This window comes from Pseudomonas fluorescens, from assembly GCF_040448305.1.
Taxonomy (GTDB): Bacteria; Pseudomonadota; Gammaproteobacteria; order Pseudomonadales; family Pseudomonadaceae; genus Aquipseudomonas; species Aquipseudomonas fluorescens_BH.
Genome location: NZ_CP148752.1, coordinates 2,974,278 through 2,990,352 on the forward strand (window position 1 = coordinate 2,974,278; position 16,075 = coordinate 2,990,352).

Sequence of the window (16,075 nt, forward strand, 5' to 3'; positions counted from 1 at the left end):
CTGCCTCGAAAAGGCGCGGCTTTCGGCGTTTTAGACGTTATTGATCAGGCACCAGATCCAGAAACAGCCGTTGATCCCGTGGCGGGGTAATGGGGCTGTAGAGGTCACGGATGATCAATTTGTTGTCAGGCCCGGCCTGGGCGATCAGATCCTTGAGGGTCACGAAGCGATGTTCGGGACGCTTGAGGTGGGCAATCGTGTAAGTCGAAGGCGCGCTGTTCGCCTGGGCGTAGTGGAAATGGGCGTACCACAGCACCTTCACCGAGTTCTTCTCCCGAATGGCGAACTCCGTGAGGTAGTCCTTGGCTGCCGTGCGTTTGAGCGCCTGCACAAGGCCGATGTCCACCGCCTGTCGGTCGCGAAGGTACTCGATGCTTTCCTGCCGGGGGCGCTGCGCCTTGTATCCCTCGATGCAATGCTGCTGGCCTTTGAGCTGGGTGGCGGTGGCCGTACTTCGTAATGATTCAAGCACGTTGTTGATTTGCGGGTTGTCTGGATGGGCGTGCTCCAATTCGCTGGCCAACGTTTCGATCCGTTTGGCCTGGTGTTCCAGCATATCGCTCCAGTCGCGGGGGTTAAGCTCATCCCGCCGTTGCGGATCACTGAGCTTTCTTTTCTGAAATTCGATCGAGCGTTCAATGGCCGGGATTTCATCGATCAGCCGCTGCCCCTCCGTGCGCAGCGCGGCAAACGAACGCGGTTGCAGTGTCGGGGTCGGCCGCACAGGCGCGGCGTCGACAATCTCGACCCATCCCTCATTGGGGTGCTCCATGAACCGACCACTGACCTGAAGGGTGACCGGGTTTCGAGTGACGATGGTCGCAAACGGCATACCGGTGGTCGCCGGTTCCAGCTCTCCGACCAGGTCGCCGTTATCCCGCGACTTGAACACCCGTTTGGTCTTCGACGGTGCTTTGATGGGTTTGAAGGCGACGGGCGATACCGGCAGAAATTCGTCCTCGCGCAACAGATCGGCCAGTTCGGACTCGGCACTGTCCCGTGTGATCTCCAGACGCTCCATCAGCAGCGACATATAGCGGGGGCGGATCAACGGGGACTCAAGCTCCAGCAGTGAGGTGTTGATTTGCAGGCGCCTTTTGTAGTGTTTGATCAGGTTGATCAGGACGTCCTTGCGCTCCTGAGCGGTAAAGCCATCCGTGCTCAGCAGGTCCAGGTGGGAGTCTTCGAGCGCTGACATGGCGCCCAGACGGTCTTCATGAACGTTGAGAAAGTACTGTTCCTGCGGCGTTTTCGCCTCGACGGTGGTGTCAATGCTCAAGGTGTTGAGTACGTCGAGCGATTCGAGGAGGGCGGCCACTCGGTTGGAGAACCTGCGGTCAGGGTGGCCTTTGAGGTATTTCAGGCGTTGCGCCGGTCCGGTCTTGAAGTTCTGTGCAAGCTCCGTCAGCACGCCATCCAGCGTGATGATTGCCTGCGCATGTCGCTCGGAGGCGGCGAAGTTGGTTTCCAGAAGGTCGTACATGCGCTGGGCGCCTTCGATGTCACTGATGTTGTATTGCAACTCAATCAGCGACTCGCCCTGTTCGGAAATGAAGCTGGCCAGGTAAAGGGACGCCAGTTGGCGAATCCTCAGTTCATGAAGCGACAGGATCGCGGTGTACTCGTCGGTGGCTTTCTGCTCGTAGTCGAAGCGCACGTCAACGTCCTTGAGTTGTCGATAGGCCTGGATCAAATCGCGACGGGCCTGGATCAACTGATCGACAATGACCTGATCGCTTTCCTGCAATACCTGGAAATCCAGCCGGCTGCGGGAGCGCGCAATGACCTTGAGCCGATGGTCGCCCTGGAGGGCCTGGTCCTCGGGCGATGCGCGAAGACGCATACGAGCGGCTCCCAGTTCGTTGTGGGCACTTTCGTACGCGACTTTGGCGGCTTCCAGTTGCTGGTCCATATCCGTTGCCTGTGTTGCCAGCGTCGATACGGTCCCACCGATTCGGTTGACCTCAACGGTGGCTTGCTCACGTTTCTTGTCTATTTCCGCGAGTTTGGCTTTGAGTCGATTCTTGGGGCCTCCGCCCTGTAGCTTCAGACCCGTGTCCAGCGACCATCTGCCTTGTCCGTCCGTCTTGAGCTTGAAGCCGGGATGGAGCGGCTTTTCGGGGTGAATGATGTAAACGTCGCCGAACCCTGGAACGATACTGACCTCGAACAGCAATCCTCCCAGTGAGGCATGCCATTGATGGTCGATACGGTACAGCCCCTTGAACATGCCGATTTCAACGGGGGCGGGAGCCGGGACGGGCCAGGCGACCTTGAGTTCGAGCAATGCATTCAACAGGCGCTGGCTTGACGAATCCCTGGCGGTGGAGTGAATGAAATCGATCTGCGTTTTATCGCCGGCCGGAGGTTCTGCGGGCAAGCCGACCACGCCTTGCTCTATGACGGCGGTCGGAGGAGCGACATCCTGGGGTGGACGACGCAGGCGGGCGAGGCGCGGTGGCTGCTGGGGTGCGGGTGTCGAAAGCTCGGGCGGATGGGGCCGGGACGACACATGCAGCAGTATCAACCCGACATTGAGCAGCAGATCGACCCAGGCCAGTTCCCGGGCCGTCGGGTCATTGCTGTGCAGCGCCGTCACATCGCTTTTCAGGGCGACGGCCAGCTGCAGCATCCAGCCGGCCAGCATCGCCGGGCCACGAAGCACTGGCAGGAGCAAGGCGTTGAACAGCAACCAGCCGCCCTCGCGCACGATGGCCCAGCGGCTTTCGGCGTTGGAAACCGACTCTCTGTCAGCCAGGTCGATGAGCGCCCGTGCGTTGCTGGCGTAGAGGTGCTGAGTGAGATTCCCGGTGGCCAGCGCCTGTGCCAGTGAACCAGGTATTTCTTCGGTGCTGGAGTCCTGAGTCAATTGCGCAGACTCCGGTTTTTCCCAACGGACGGTGTCGTCGCCCAGGCCGAAACGAAGGATGTGGGGGCTGTTGAACCCGTCATTGCTGTAGATCGGCCGGGCCCTGTCCGGCAGCCAGCTCAGTACGCTGTCTTGCAGGGGGCCGGCTTGTGCAATGGCGTTGAACAATGCTTCACGACTGGAGAATTGCTGCAAGGCGTCCTGGTATACGGGCCGATACAGGATGTGCGGACCGATGCCGGTGTCCCGCGGCTCAATGATGAACATGTTGTCGACGACATCGGCGGCCGCGCCGGCCTTGCGGGTAAAGGCAAGCGCGCGGATGACGATGTCCTGGCCGTCGACAACGCGCTCGGGGGCTTGGGTGTGCAAGACGGCCTTGATAAATCGGTAGCCCTGGAAGCTCAGTCCGTGCTCGCCGCGGATCGTGTGTTCCAGCGCCTGAAGTGGCAGCTGTACCTTGAGCGCCTGGCCAAACCGGATTTCCCGACGTTGCGATTCGCTGTTGTCATCGAGCAGCAGGGTTTTGAGGGTGTGCGGGTAACGTTCGCCGATGTTCACCCGACTGACCAGCCCTTCGGTGCTGCTGAACAGGCCTTTTTCACCCAGGATGTAGTCGGCGGTCAGCCACGACGGGACGGCTTTACCGGTCTTGTCTGTGATGGTCATGCTGCCCGAGGGCGTGGCGCTGAGGTTCTGGATGGCCAGTTCGGTCAGCGTCATGGGGACGCGGGTGATGAAGCCGCTGCCCAGATCACCGGCCGCCACCCGGAAATTGAGCAGCAGATCGCCAGGTTCGCAATCGGAATCGGGATGGTCCAGGCGCATCTGATCACGCAAGGCATTGTTGGTGAAATCATGCAGGTTTTCGATGCCGTCGAGGAAGGACTTGCCGCCTGTCAGTCGTTGCCATTGCGCCTGCTCGACCAGCCATTGACGATATTCGGCACGCTCGCTGTCGCTGGCGTCCTTGAGCCATTGGGGCAGGGTCGCGCGTATCTTTTCGACAGGTTGCTGGTCAGGCGCCGGGGCATGGCTGAAGTAAGGGGCCGGGTCGGTACTGGCCGCGAAGCGTTCTTCCAGTGCGCGAACACCCTGGTCGGCGGGAAGATGGATGGCGTCCAGGTTCTCCAACTGACGCTCCAGCAGCAATGCGGCCTGAGTATCGAAGATATTGCCATTGGGCTCAGAGCACTTGATGACGACTTTGTCGGCGATGAACTGGCGCTCCACCTCACGCCCCCAGGCCTGATTGAACGCTTCCACGTTCGGGTACGACTCCAGACGGCCTGAAACACGGTACAAAAATGTCCGGCTTCCTTGCACCACGAGCAGGTCCGGCGAGGTGAAGGACGTGCTTTCGTCGTTGCGGATCAAGCAGGTTTCCAGGCAATAGGCATGCACAAAACCGTCAGGGTGGGGGATGGCCTGGCGCTCACGACGGTCGGGATATCGAGCCAGTTCGTAAAGTGCGGTCCTGTCATCTTTTTGAGCGGCGGGAAGAAGGCTCGCCGCACTGTTCAGACCGCTTGCCAACAGGTCACCCAACCATTGCCAGTGGCTGACCCTGGTGTCGTGCGCCTGGTTCCAGTAGGCCGTCAGGGCATCCTGAAACCGGGTGCCCAGGGTCAAGGCCAATGACTGGATTTTTTCCTGGATAACGCCCATGTCGGGACGCTTTGGCCCTTGCGCTTCGTAGGTCAGACGCGAGGGAGCGCGGTTGGTGAGGAAGTGTACGCGTCCGTCAATTTCTGCCGTTAGATTCAGCGATGTGTTGTTGCCCAGATAGTCCAGGGCCACGTCGATCAATAGCTTGAGGTCCCATCCTCCCGTCCGGTTGGGTATGGCCAGTCGGGTGACATCCAGATCCAGGGCCAGAGGCGGGTAGTGCTCCAGGATACTGTCGTGAAGTAGTTGTCCGGCGACCTGGCGCAACGTCGGTCGGCTGGCGAATCGGCGGGCGACCGCTTGAGCGGGAGCGTCGCTGGTAGCGGGGCGTGTGGGTTGTCCCTGATTCTCGTCTGGCGGGACGGCGGATTGATTCTGCATATCGGATACCGTTCTGTAGCGAAAGAAGTGTGGTTTCGCTGCCAGAATGGCGAGTTCGTCGCAGGCAAGTGCGGTATCCCGCTACCACCTGAGCGCTCGAAAAGTGTGTCAGATCGTGCCTGGTGACCAGCCGGTGTGTCGCTCAGGACAGCTCGGAGCCGAGTACGACATTCAGCGCGCTACGGGCATCGTCCAGTTGCACCAGCGTCGTGTGCTTCCAGAACTACCCGGACAGCTTGCTGCCGGACGCGCTGAAGAACGGCCATCCGCTGCGCATCCAGCGTCTGGTGGATGTGCAATCGTCCCGCGAGGCACTCTAGCGGTTGACCACAATCCCTGTGGGAGCGAGCCTGCTCGCGATAGCGGACTACCCGTCAACATCTACATCGACTGGAATACCGCTATCGCGAGCAGGCTCGCTCCCACATTGGATCGGGACACAATGAGCTATCATTGGCGCTTTCCCATTCAAAGATTGACTGCCATGACTTCCGCAACCGACACCCTGCTCAACGTCCTCGAACACTGCGATATGGTGGAAATCGACGGCTTGCACGCTTTCGAATTCTCCCTCGATGAAATCGACAACCTGCATATCGAATGCATGGATGGCCGCGCGGCCAAACACTGGGAGTTCACGCTGGCGCAGATCCAGGCGGCGACGTTCGATCCAACCCTGCAAAGCTGGCTGATCACCGGCGATTCCGGCGAGCACCGACTGGTGTGCATGACGGCATTTCGCGGTGACAACGATGACGGTGAAGACGCGAATGGCGATGCGTAACCTCTGGCCACTGTTGATGGCCGGCAGCATCGGCGCCATGGGCGTGCAAACGGCGATGGCCGAAAGTGTCCAATTGCTGGTGGGCTCCTACACCGCCGGTCAAAGCCAGGGCATCTACCGCCTGGCTTTCGACAGCCGCACCGGGCAGATCGATGCCAGCCCCCTGCAAGTGATCAAGAGCGAAAACCCGTCGTGGCTGACCCTGTCGAAAGATCAGCGACACCTGTTCGTGGTCAACGAAAACGGCCCGGGCCAGACCGATCCGGTAGGGCGCGTCAGCAGTTTCGCGATTGATCCCAAGACCCATGCGCTGAGCCTGATCAGTCAGGTGCAAAGCCTGGGCAACGAGCCGACCCATTCCAGCCTCAGCACCGATGGCAGTCATTTGTTCGTCAGCAATTACTCGGTGGCCGAAGACCCGGGCGGGACCCTTGCGGTATTGCCGGTGGCGGCCGATGGCAAGCTCAAACCGGTGGTGCAGATGAGCAGCCACCCGGCGAGCCGGGTCAATCCCGAGCGCCAGGCCTCGGCCCACGTGCATTCGACCATCCCCTCACCGGACGGCCAATACGTGTTCGCCAATGACCTGGGCGCCGACAAGGTGTTTGCCTACCGCTTCGACCCCAAGGCCAACCCGGAGCTGCCGTTGACCCCGGCCACCCCAGCATTCGTGCAACTGCCGCCGGGCAGCGGACCGCGCCACTTGCTGTTCAGCGCCGATGGCAAACACGCCTGGCTGACCATGGAAATGAGCGCGCAAGTGGCGGTGTTCGATTACCACGACGGCCAACTCAAACAGACGCAGATGGTCGATCTGGCTGCCGGGCAACCGGTCTCGGACAAGGCTGCGGCAGCGTTGCATGCCTCGGCTGATGGCAAGTTCCTCTATGTCAGCAACCGTGGCACCGCCAATCAACTGCTGGTGTTTGCCATCGATCCTGCGACCGGCCACCTCAGTGAGCTGCAACGGCGGGCGGTGGAGGGCGATCATCCGCGGGAATTCAGCCTCGATCCGAGCGGCAAATTCCTGTTGATCGCCAACCAGAAGAGCAACCAGATTGTCGTCGTCGAACGCGACGCCAAGACCGGTTTGCTGGGCAAGACCGTGCAAAAACTGCCGATGGACGCCCCGAGCGACCTCAGGTTTTTGCTGCGTCAATAAGCCGCAGGCCCCGGTTGATGGGGCCTGCCGCTTTTATCAATGACGCTGATATCTGGTACTGCTACAAAGCATTTCAAGGCACGGACCCTCGAGGGTTAAGTTTGCTTCACGGCCCCACCGGGCAAGCAAGCCAACTGAATCCGAGGAATAACGCCATGAACTTCAACATCTTCTCTGTCATCGCCGCTTCCGCCATTTCTGCCACCGTTGCGCTGCCAGCCAGTGCCAACGTTGAAATCAGCGACAAAAAAGCCCACACCCAGAGCTACACCCAGAAGTACCTGCAACAGAGCGCCAACTTCTACGCCGCGCTGGATCACAAAACCCAAGCCTGAACGCTCACCCTGCCTTTATGCAGGAGCGAAGTCACTGATGATCGAAGACACTGATGTTGAAACACGGGTGTTGAAAACGATCAGAGTGATGTCGCTCCTGCATAACGCATTTGCGACAGCATCAGTTTGCCATCAATATCGCGCTTGATATCACATTGCCATGAGTTTAAATTGACGCTGACTTTTTGACTCCTCCTCACGGCAAGGATCGGCAGCATGGTGACGCGTCTGGCATTGGTTCTTCTGTTTCTCTATTCCACCCCCATTCTGTCGGCGGCCGACCCTGTTTCGGGTGAGCCGGAGGCTGCGCGCGAGCGCTTGATAAGTTTTATTGAAGACTGAAATAGTCTGGCTTAATGATCAATGAAGTTGATGGTCACTATGGATAACCCTGAGTGGTTACCCAGGCTGTTTTGATCGATTCTGTGGGTATTGAAACATGCCTGCGGAGAACATCATGGCCAGCGCAATTCTCACTTCTGCCAAACACGGCGCCTATGTGGTGATCGGTCTTTACCTTGCCATGGTGCTGCTGGTCAGCCTTTCAGCGCAGTCGCAATCCACCTTCGAAGCGCCGATCCAGGTCGCTCACCCCGGCATCCAGTTTGAACACCGTGCGCAAAACGCGGGCGTTGATCAGGCTGAACTCGCGGGAGTCATCGGCGCATGAAAGGGCACAGGCTCTGGGTCATCGCCTTCCTGGCGTTCATGACCAACGGATCCTCCCTGTTGGGGATTGGCCAGGGCTCGGCGGGCTCGGTGGCACGGGCCATCGAAGCCAATCACAACATTGCCCGCAACATCGAAAACGCCAATGCCCAAGGCATGCTGGCCGGTAATCCGCCGATCAGGAATGAAGGCGTGGTTTTCGGGCCGTTCCAGGTGGATTGCTCGGCGATCGGGATGTGTGGGGTGTTGGCCTGAAGCCCGCTGTCGATGAAAGGCTTTTGTGGCGAGGGGGCTTGTCGGAACGTCACGCCGCCCCGTTCTCAATCGAATTTTGCTTCCCGCAGGAAAGACTTGCGATCCTCGTTCTGCTCGGCCTTCAGCATCAACTCCGCACCCATGAGTTTGCCCGGTTGACTCCGCCCCAGCACAGTCATCGGATCCTCGAACCCATGTACGTAGCCCAGGGCAAACGCTCCGCACTGATAGCCCATAAGACGCAGCAATTCTTCCGGCAGCGTACTGGCAATTTCGAGCGGACAGGACAGAAACTGGTTCTCCTCTTGCCGAAGCCAGCCGAGCGCATAAGTCAGGTTGATGGCTGATCGGACTCGGTCGGAGTGATTGGGTCCGCCGCCGTGGTAAACCTTTCCGTCGTAAACGAGCACCGATCCCTTTTCCATCTCTGCAGGAAAGCTGGCCTCAATCTCAAACTCGACACTGCGTCCCGCTCGGTGGCTGCCAGGTACGATGCGCGTAGCGCCCATCTTCTCGGAATAGTCGGTCATGGCCCATAGTGTGTTGCATTGCACGTGATAGTCGTTGGGAAAGGGGAACATGTCCCAAGCCACCTCGTCTTGATGCAGCGTCTGCGCTCTTGCACCTGGGTGAATCGACACGACCTGCGTGCAATGGATCTGAAACGTCGTAGCGTGAGAGAGAAAACGCCGTGTTGTCTCGAGAATAGTAGGATTGAGGATCAAGTTACGCGCCCCTATAGATCGCGCAATTAGGCCACCGGTGCGTTTGGTCCGCCTGCCGAGAATGTCGTCGGGCCCGAAAGGCGTGACTGCCGTGTAGGGTTCAAGCTCTTCGGCGATTTGATCCATAGCGGTGCCGGGCACGAGTTTATCAATGATGGCGTAGCCGTGCTCGCGCAGGCACCGAACCACTTCCGATGCTGAAACGGTGTTGGGAAGGTGAATAAGTGACATCGAGAAACCTCCGTGGCGGGTCGTTTTTCCGTTGGGCAAGCCTTTGTCGATTCCGCGCAGTTGCTGCGCCGCAGCACTCACGGTCAGACAGGTTTTGTAGAGTTGATTAGCGCCAGTCGGTATAGATTCAGGATTCGGGCGCCCATTGCGGATGGGGCAAAACGTTGCTCAACGTAGGCACGTAACCTGGCTGGATCAATACTCTGCGAATGGTGCCCAGCCAGCACTTCCTTGACTCGTGCGATCAGCGCGGGCGTATCTTCTGGTGCAATCAGCAGTTCGGGTGTAATGCCGCACAGAATTTCCGTAAGGCCACCAACAGCAAAAGCCACTACAGGGACGCCGGTAGCCAGCGCTTCAATGCTGGCTCCCCCGAACTCTTCATACGCAGAAGGCATCACGATCAGACGGCAGGCCGCCATCGCCAAGGGCACTTCATGATTGGGGATGAAGCCCGTAACCGTCACCCAGTCCTGCAGTCCAGCCTTATCAATGGCGTGCCGCAACCGGTCCCGTTGCGTCCCGTCGCCGACGATCAACAACCCGCACTCTTGCTCGCGAAGGGCCTGAGCGAGCGGGATGAGATGTTGCCATCCCTTTTCTTTCGCGATACGGCCGACAAAGCCCACCGATTGCCGCCGCAGATTATGACGTTCGCGGAACGCAGTTACTGCTTCTTGCTGGGGCGGCGCGAATTGAGTGGTGTCGACCAAGTCGTGAACGATCTCGATACGACGAGCATCGCGTGTGAGGTGGGAGGCGGTTCGTTGGGTCAGGGCGACTACCGCGAAGGCCGTGCCCACGGCCTTGCGTTCCAGCCACCGGGCCAGTCGGTGCTGAAGCATGTCCAGCCAAGAATGCGGCGTGTAGACCGCGAGACGAGAGCAGTGCACTGTCAGGATCAACGGACGTCGTAGCAATCGAGGCGCTAAACAAGCGACCAGCAGCGCCGGAATTTGCCCGTCGAGGTGCGTATGGACGACATCGAAATCATGCTTATGCCCTTTTTGGAGCAGCGCAGACAGTGTTGCCACCGCCCACGACTGCGTCAGCCCTATCAAGCCGCTGAATTCGGACCGTATCCGCGGCATGGGTAGTAGCATGCGCTCTACCCAGAGAAACGGATGCAACTGTCGCAGCTTAGGCAGTCCGGGAAAGCCGATGGTCATGACATGTTGATGGACACCTTCCTGAGCGAGCCAAACTGCCTGTCGCCAGGTCTGAACCTGCATGCCGCCTACCGAGTCGTAGGCGACTGGCCAGGAGTCAGCATCTGGATGATGGAAAAAGGGCGTCAGCTTCAGGACTTTCATACGAATCAGGCCTTTGATAAATGAATTAGGGCCGATGGCAGTTCAAGAGCGCAGAGGCGGGTGAGCGATAAGTGTGCCCGTCGCAATGCCCAGTGAGACGCTCAAGCAATACATCATGCGACGTCCTCAGCGATCCGGCCGGATGAGGTCACGTCGCGCGTCAGGACTCACGACGATTCCGATCACGTATCGGTCAGGTAATCATGTCGTCTGTCAGCTTGGCGTGCAGCACACACGTCAACGCGTAGATGGAAAAAGATCGCTCGGCCGAGGTCAACATACCGGTCTGGATGTCGAGCGTTGCCTCCAGTCGGCTGAAGACCTGCTCCCAATCGCGTGTATTCAGTTCAACCCTGTCGAGGGCCGTAACCTCTTCAGGCGGCGCGCCAATCACATTGCAGATTGTGTGAATGACAAGTTGGCGAATGAAGTGGGGTGTCATGAGTGTGGTCACTTTTTGATTGATCATCAGTTATCGAAAGGCTGCAGTGTTTACATGACCCGTTGCGTCGCGGGCGATTTGGCGAGCGATTCTCAAGGCATTGGCCTGGATCGTCAGAGTGGGATTCACTCCACCGGGGTAGGGCATGTAACTGCCGTCTGCAACGTAGACGTTATCCAGCGAATGGAGCTTGCCATCCCGATCCACTACGGAAGTTCGCGGGTCATCACCCGCGCGGCAGGTGCCGTGTAGGTGAGTACTGCCCATTGCGAAGTTCGAGGCTTCATGTCGGATATCCCTCGCGCCAGCCGCTTTGAGCCAGTCGGCTGATCGCTTCACCATATAAGCGAGGCGTGCCAGATCCTGTGGGTTTGTCGTGTAGTCGATCATGAGCCGCGGTAGGCCCCATGAATCCGTACTACTGGAGAGGCGGATCCGATTCCCTAGCGACGGGTGGTCAGAAATGATGGTTTCCACACGTAATACCAGACCATCACCCTGTAGACGGCTCCAGTTATCGTGCTTGGCTTCGTAGATCAGCCCACCGACACCGGTCGGACAGCGTTCGTCCAGATAATGGTCAAGCGTGCAGACCGTCGAGAACGGCCCCCGATAACCTATTGGATGATCGTCGATTTGTTGCCGGTCTGCATGCACCACGCCCTGCGAATACTCGCTGAGTTTCATGCAAAGACCTCGACCGACTATATCGTGCTCATTGCCAAGCCCCATTGGCGCATGAGGTGTGACCGAACGCAGCAGTAACGCGGCCGTTTGAATTGCATTGCAGGCCAGCACAAAACGGTGTCCACGGATGAAACGAGTCTGACCAGTTGCGGTGTCCAGGCATTGAAGCGCGCTGGCGCGATTGCACTGTTCCTGTGTTAATGCCATGGCCTTCACGCCGGTCAGCAGCAGCAGGTCGGGCATATCGGTCAAGGGGCGGAGCAGGGCGTTAACCACGTCGCGCTTGGCGCCGCGTGTGCACTGTACCGTGATACATAAGGAGCAGTGGTCGCACCGGCTGCGATCTATCGCTACAGGAGTTGGGCGGGGGGACAGACCGAGTCGGAGCGCCCCTTCCCAAAGATGCTCCGCGGGCAGGCTCAAGGTATTAGGTGCCTGTGTTCGACTACACTCGAACCCAGCCTGGTCGATGGAAAGAATCGACTCTATCTCGTTGTAAAAAGGAACGAGATCGGAAGCGCCGATTGGCCATTTAACCGGTAATCCCTCGACACGAATGCGCTCACTGGGGTCGAAATCGAATTCGGTATACCTAAACGAGGCTCCGCCGTAGAACACCGTGCCGCCACCAAGATTGCGTGTGCTCCACGGCCATCCCTGCGAACTCCATCCTTGCGCGGCGTTGCCAGCCAATGCGTGCTCGGCCTGTGCATCAACATCAGAATTTATTGCACTGGTCTTGAGTCTCGCTCCTTCCTCCACCAATAGGGTACGGAGCCCGGCTCGAACAAAGGTGTCTGCAGCAACCGCACCAGCTGCTCCACTACCAATGATGACCACGTCGAAAGGATCATCCAACAGAGTGGTTGAGCGCAGCCCATGAACATGGGACTTACCGAGCGGGCGGTCTTCGACATGCTGCTCTAAGGAAGAAGTCATTGTTATATGTCATCCTCTGACGTGGTTACACGGAGGCGTGCGATGAAGTTATCTCGCTTTTCTATTGAGTGAATAATCCGCGCTTTATATCAAATCAACTGTAGTCGCGTAGTTTCCCACCATGGGAGTAGTACGGTCCTGGCAAATATTGCACTTGGCTGATTGCTGAAGAACAATCAATTGCCATCGATAAGAGTTGCCCCAGTTCGTCAAGGTTGAATTACCGTAGCAGAGAAACTGAGCTCTGAAAATTAAAAATTTCAAAATTTATTTATGTAAGAGTTAGGTGTAGTACGCGTCCTAGGACTCTGTAGTGCTTTTCAGATATTGCATATTGCATAAAAAAATTGTTGACGGAGCGGCAGCCTTAGTCGCATTTATATTCGCAGTGCTCACGCTCTGTTCGGTACGACGCACAAGGGATAGCGCAGTATCCCGTAGCCGTGTTGACTGGGGGAGTATCGATAAGCGTCATCTTGCTAGCAACGCTATTGCATACCTTGAGAGGTTCTTATGCGTAACTTGCAACTGCAGTTCGAAGATGAATACTATCCGGTTTTGATTGGTGTTCGATGCCTGGATGAAATCATTTCGAATTTGTGTGAGGTCAGAGCCTCAAGCTATCACTTGATAAGCGATAGAACAGTCAGTCAATTGCATGCGGGCGTATTGTACGAGCAGCTTTCGACTCAAGCTCTTGCCAGCCTATGGGTTGTTGGCAACGGCGAATCGTTCAAATCCTTGGAGACTGTCGAGCATCTTGCACAACAAATGGTAGAAGCTGGCATCGACCGGGGTAGTGTGATTGTCGCCGTGGGTGGCGGTGTAGTAGGGAATCTCGCAGGATTAATAGCAGCATTACTGTTTCGCGGCATTCGTCTTGTACATGTGCCTACGACGTTGATTGCGGCAGCGGATTCAGTTGCCTCGCTCAAACAAGCAGTGAATCTTTCTGTGGGTAAAAATCTGATGGGTTGTTTTCACAAGCCCACAGCTGTTCTGATTGATCTCAACTTCCTGCGAACATTGCCGGCGGCGCAAATTCGGTCCGGTATGTACGAGATCATCAAGAACGCATTGACCGTGGCCACCGAAAGCATTCCGCTGCTCGAAAGTGGATTGAAGTCGGACGCAAATTATTCCGATACAGAACTCATGGTCATTGTCGAGGCAGGTTTGCTTGCAAAGCAAAAGGTGATGAAGGCCGACAAATGCGAACGCAAAGAGGCCCTGATATTCGAGTATGGCCATACGGTCGGCCACGCTATTGAACTGGCGGCGGAGGGTCGTGTACCGCATGGTGAAGCCGTCGGCCTCGGAATGATCGTGGCAGCGGAAGTTGCCAGTCGCCTAGGGCGACTGAGCGAAGCAGATCAGAGTCTTCATCATCGGCTGCTTAGACGTAACGGACTGACAGTTAGGTTGCCGGCAGGAGTTACTGTTGCCGCGGTGATGTCGCTGCTGCGCACGGACAACAAGCGAGGTTACGTCTGCGCTCGTCCTGACCAAGTTGCCATGATCCTTCTTGATAGCTTGGGGGTTCCGGCCGGACCGGTCGGTAAACCCTTGATACTGGTCGACGCTTCGCTAGTTCAGTCTTGCATTGAGGATTGCTTAATAGGGATCAAGGATGTTGCCGTCGAGGAAAGTCCTCAATGACAAGTGCGCTTTTTATGCCCTGGCCTATGGCGGGCCAACCGATCTCTAACTATGTCGAGGTTTCTTGATCGACGCGCCTATGGATCTCGATACGTGCGATGACTATGAACGATACTCTTGTTGACCAGTCTGCCCACGCGGTACCTATTGGACTGATGCGCATCGATATTGGGCGAGTACTGAGTCACCTACGTGCCGCAGCCGCCCCAGGAACCCTGGATCGATATCTGGTGACCTGCGCCAGCGTGCAATTCTGGGCCGACCTGCTTGCTGTGGCAAAACTGAACAGCGTGCTCGACGATACAACGACGGAAGGACTCGAAGAGCAGCTTCGGCACGCCGAACTCGAAGCCGATTGCGTTGCACAGGTGATGCTGGGGCGGATTGTGGCCGCATCCGAAAGCATCGATCAGATGGCCTCTGTGAGTGTCGGCCTCCATGTAAATTCATCACCCGATTCCCTCGCAAAGGTGCTCCACCTGCCAATGCCGGAGTGTTGCGGCTACGACATTGCTGATCTGGCATTGATTGCTGGTGACGCTGATCGACTGACTGCGCAGGTGCACCTTGATCGGGCCTTCCTGATTGTCGGGATCCGCACCGGTGGAGCATATCTTGCTCCGCTATGGAAGGCAGTGCTGACCGGATTGGGCATTGTCGATGTGCACTGGTGTACGGTGCGACCGCAAGAAGGAAGCGCAACGTCTGATGGCTTGGAAACAGCTCGGGCTTGGATAGAGCACCGAATCTCCCCTGTGATCGTGGTGGTGGACGATCGTCCGGATACCGGGGCCACCATGGAACGCGTAGCGGCACGGTTGCGCGAGCCCGGCGTCGATCTATGGTTCTCGAGCGTCGGAAAGCTCTGGCGTGGTCCCGCGGGTCATCCGAAGCCGACATACCCACCGGCGCACATGATGCGCAACTCACGTGCACCACGGCTTTGGGAATGCTTGCTACCTGGTGAACAACCTGAATTTATCGCACGACTGCGGGATACAGCAGGCATACCTTCACTCCCAACCCAGGCGCGACTGCGCTTCCGGTGCCCACAAGGTGAGGTGCGTTACGGGTTCAGTCGGGCCTGGCTTCCGTGGAGCGACCCGCAGGTCTTGACCGGGCATCGGCCTTTGGTAAACCCACGCAAGACTCCGATCGAAATTCTTGGGCCGGATGGTGATGCACTATTACATCTGCGCTTCATTGGTGAAGGTGTGTTCGGTCGTGCGGAGTTCGAGCGCGTGCGAGAGATGAGATCTACGGGCACCGCCTGGCTAGTTGACGGTTATGCAATTACGGTTGACGTCGGGGCTACGCGAACCTTCCAGGAGCAGTTTCATGCCTCGAATCAGCCGAGGCGAGCCGACTTACTGCATCAAGCGGCGACATGGCTGGACGTCCTTGCATGGCAAACCATTGCGCATACTTATCACAGCCCCGTGGTAATGGCACTTGATCCGCGCTGGTCGGCAATGGCAGATACCATGCGAGTTTGCTGCGATTGCGATCCGCTGCAGGAGATATCTGGGCCACTGCGCGCGTTTCTAGCGGAGCCAGTACCGTGGCCGGGGCGGGCGGGCAGAGCGTTCCGTTCGTCACTGCGCTATGCCTGCGGTGGTTGGCATTGGCAGGTTGACCGACACGGAAGGCTTCATCGTTTTCAATTGGAAGCGAACTGGGGCGATATCAGCTTTCCCGAGCTGGAGGTGGCAGCTTTCATTCTCGAAAATCGCTTGGCGATCGAAGACGCTGGGCAGCTCGCATCATTGTGCGGTCTCGCCTGGTCGAGCGTCCGGGAGGGCTTGTCACTAGCTGCGCTGATGATCGCCGAATCCAGGCTGCGCAGCGTGAGAGTAACCAGCGACAGTGGTCGTATCACCCTCTGCGAAGATTTTCATCAATTGATCAGGACAACTTCCGAGTTGGCCGAGATCGACACGCCTTCATGGAGGTGAC

At 57.8% G+C, this 16,075-nt stretch carries 14 protein-coding genes; 9 read left to right on the plus strand and 5 right to left on the minus strand.

Going from position 1 to position 16,075, the window contains the following annotated elements; translation table 11 throughout:
- Positions 1-37: 37 nt before the first annotated feature.
- Entirely contained in the window at positions 38-4,918 is a 4,881-nt protein-coding gene (locus WHX55_RS13520; protein ID WP_353742865.1) for a DUF6543 domain-containing protein, read from the minus strand.
- Positions 4,919-5,040: 122 nt separating this feature from the next.
- On the opposite strand from WHX55_RS13520, the gene WHX55_RS13525 reads away from it, so the two are divergent.
- The 7 genes from WHX55_RS13525 (at position 5,041) to WHX55_RS13555 (ending at position 8,123) form a co-directional block, all read left to right on the plus strand.
- Positions 5,041-5,238, plus strand: coding sequence for a hypothetical protein (locus tag WHX55_RS13525; RefSeq protein ID WP_191633674.1), 198 nt, complete (start codon positions 5,041-5,043; stop codon positions 5,236-5,238).
- Between the two features lie 164 nt (positions 5,239-5,402).
- Positions 5,403-5,702 (plus strand): DUF5629 family protein, encoded by a 300-nt coding sequence (locus WHX55_RS13530; RefSeq protein WP_353742866.1) that lies wholly within the window; start codon positions 5,403-5,405, stop codon positions 5,700-5,702.
- Entirely contained in the window at positions 5,695-6,864 is a 1,170-nt protein-coding gene (locus tag WHX55_RS13535; protein WP_353743047.1) for a lactonase family protein, read from the plus strand. The genes WHX55_RS13530 and WHX55_RS13535 overlap by 8 nt, the downstream gene beginning before the upstream one ends.
- 155 nt (positions 6,865-7,019) lie before the next feature.
- Positions 7,020-7,199 (plus strand): hypothetical protein, encoded by a 180-nt coding sequence (locus tag WHX55_RS13540; protein ID WP_007979950.1) that lies wholly within the window; start codon positions 7,020-7,022, stop codon positions 7,197-7,199.
- Between the two features lie 216 nt (positions 7,200-7,415).
- Positions 7,416-7,541 carry a hypothetical protein gene (locus WHX55_RS13545; protein ID WP_263296921.1) on the plus strand — a complete coding sequence of 42 codons (126 nt, stop codon included), beginning with the start codon at positions 7,416-7,418 and terminating at the stop codon, positions 7,539-7,541.
- 115 nt (positions 7,542-7,656) lie between these two features.
- Positions 7,657-7,869: a hypothetical protein gene (locus WHX55_RS13550; protein ID WP_353742867.1), complete on the plus strand. Its 213-nt coding sequence runs from the start codon at positions 7,657-7,659 to the stop codon at positions 7,867-7,869.
- A complete protein-coding gene (locus WHX55_RS13555) occupies positions 7,866-8,123 on the plus strand; it encodes a hypothetical protein (RefSeq protein ID WP_007979945.1) in 258 nt (85 codons plus the stop codon). Before WHX55_RS13550 ends, WHX55_RS13555 begins: the two co-directional genes overlap by 4 nt.
- A gap of 65 nt (positions 8,124-8,188) precedes the next feature.
- On the opposite strand, the gene WHX55_RS13560 is transcribed toward WHX55_RS13555, so the two are convergent.
- From WHX55_RS13560 to WHX55_RS13575, 4 genes are all read right to left on the minus strand, one after another.
- Entirely contained in the window at positions 8,189-9,079 is an 891-nt protein-coding gene (locus WHX55_RS13560) for a phytanoyl-CoA dioxygenase family protein (RefSeq protein WP_353742868.1), read from the minus strand.
- An 83-nt stretch (positions 9,080-9,162) separates the two neighbouring features.
- Complete coding sequence (locus WHX55_RS13565) at positions 9,163-10,392, minus strand: glycosyltransferase (RefSeq protein ID WP_353742869.1); 1,230 nt, start codon at positions 10,390-10,392, stop codon at positions 9,163-9,165.
- A 193-nt stretch (positions 10,393-10,585) separates the two neighbouring features.
- Positions 10,586-10,861, minus strand: coding sequence for a DUF6137 domain-containing protein (locus tag WHX55_RS13570; RefSeq protein ID WP_353742870.1), 276 nt, complete (start codon positions 10,859-10,861; stop codon positions 10,586-10,588).
- Between the two features lie 3 nt (positions 10,862-10,864).
- Positions 10,865-12,460: a GMC family oxidoreductase gene (locus tag WHX55_RS13575; protein ID WP_353742871.1), complete on the minus strand. Its 1,596-nt coding sequence runs from the start codon at positions 12,458-12,460 to the stop codon at positions 10,865-10,867.
- A 513-nt stretch (positions 12,461-12,973) separates the two neighbouring features.
- Here WHX55_RS13575 and WHX55_RS13580 point away from each other — a divergent pair.
- Together WHX55_RS13580 and WHX55_RS13585 are read left to right on the plus strand one after the other, a co-directional pair.
- Positions 12,974-14,119, plus strand: a complete 1,146-nt coding sequence (locus WHX55_RS13580; RefSeq protein ID WP_353742872.1) for an iron-containing alcohol dehydrogenase — start codon at positions 12,974-12,976, stop codon at positions 14,117-14,119.
- Positions 14,120-14,223: 104 nt separating this feature from the next.
- Complete coding sequence (locus WHX55_RS13585) at positions 14,224-16,074, plus strand: hypothetical protein (protein WP_353742873.1); 1,851 nt, start codon at positions 14,224-14,226, stop codon at positions 16,072-16,074.
- Position 16,075 lies beyond the last annotated feature (1 nt).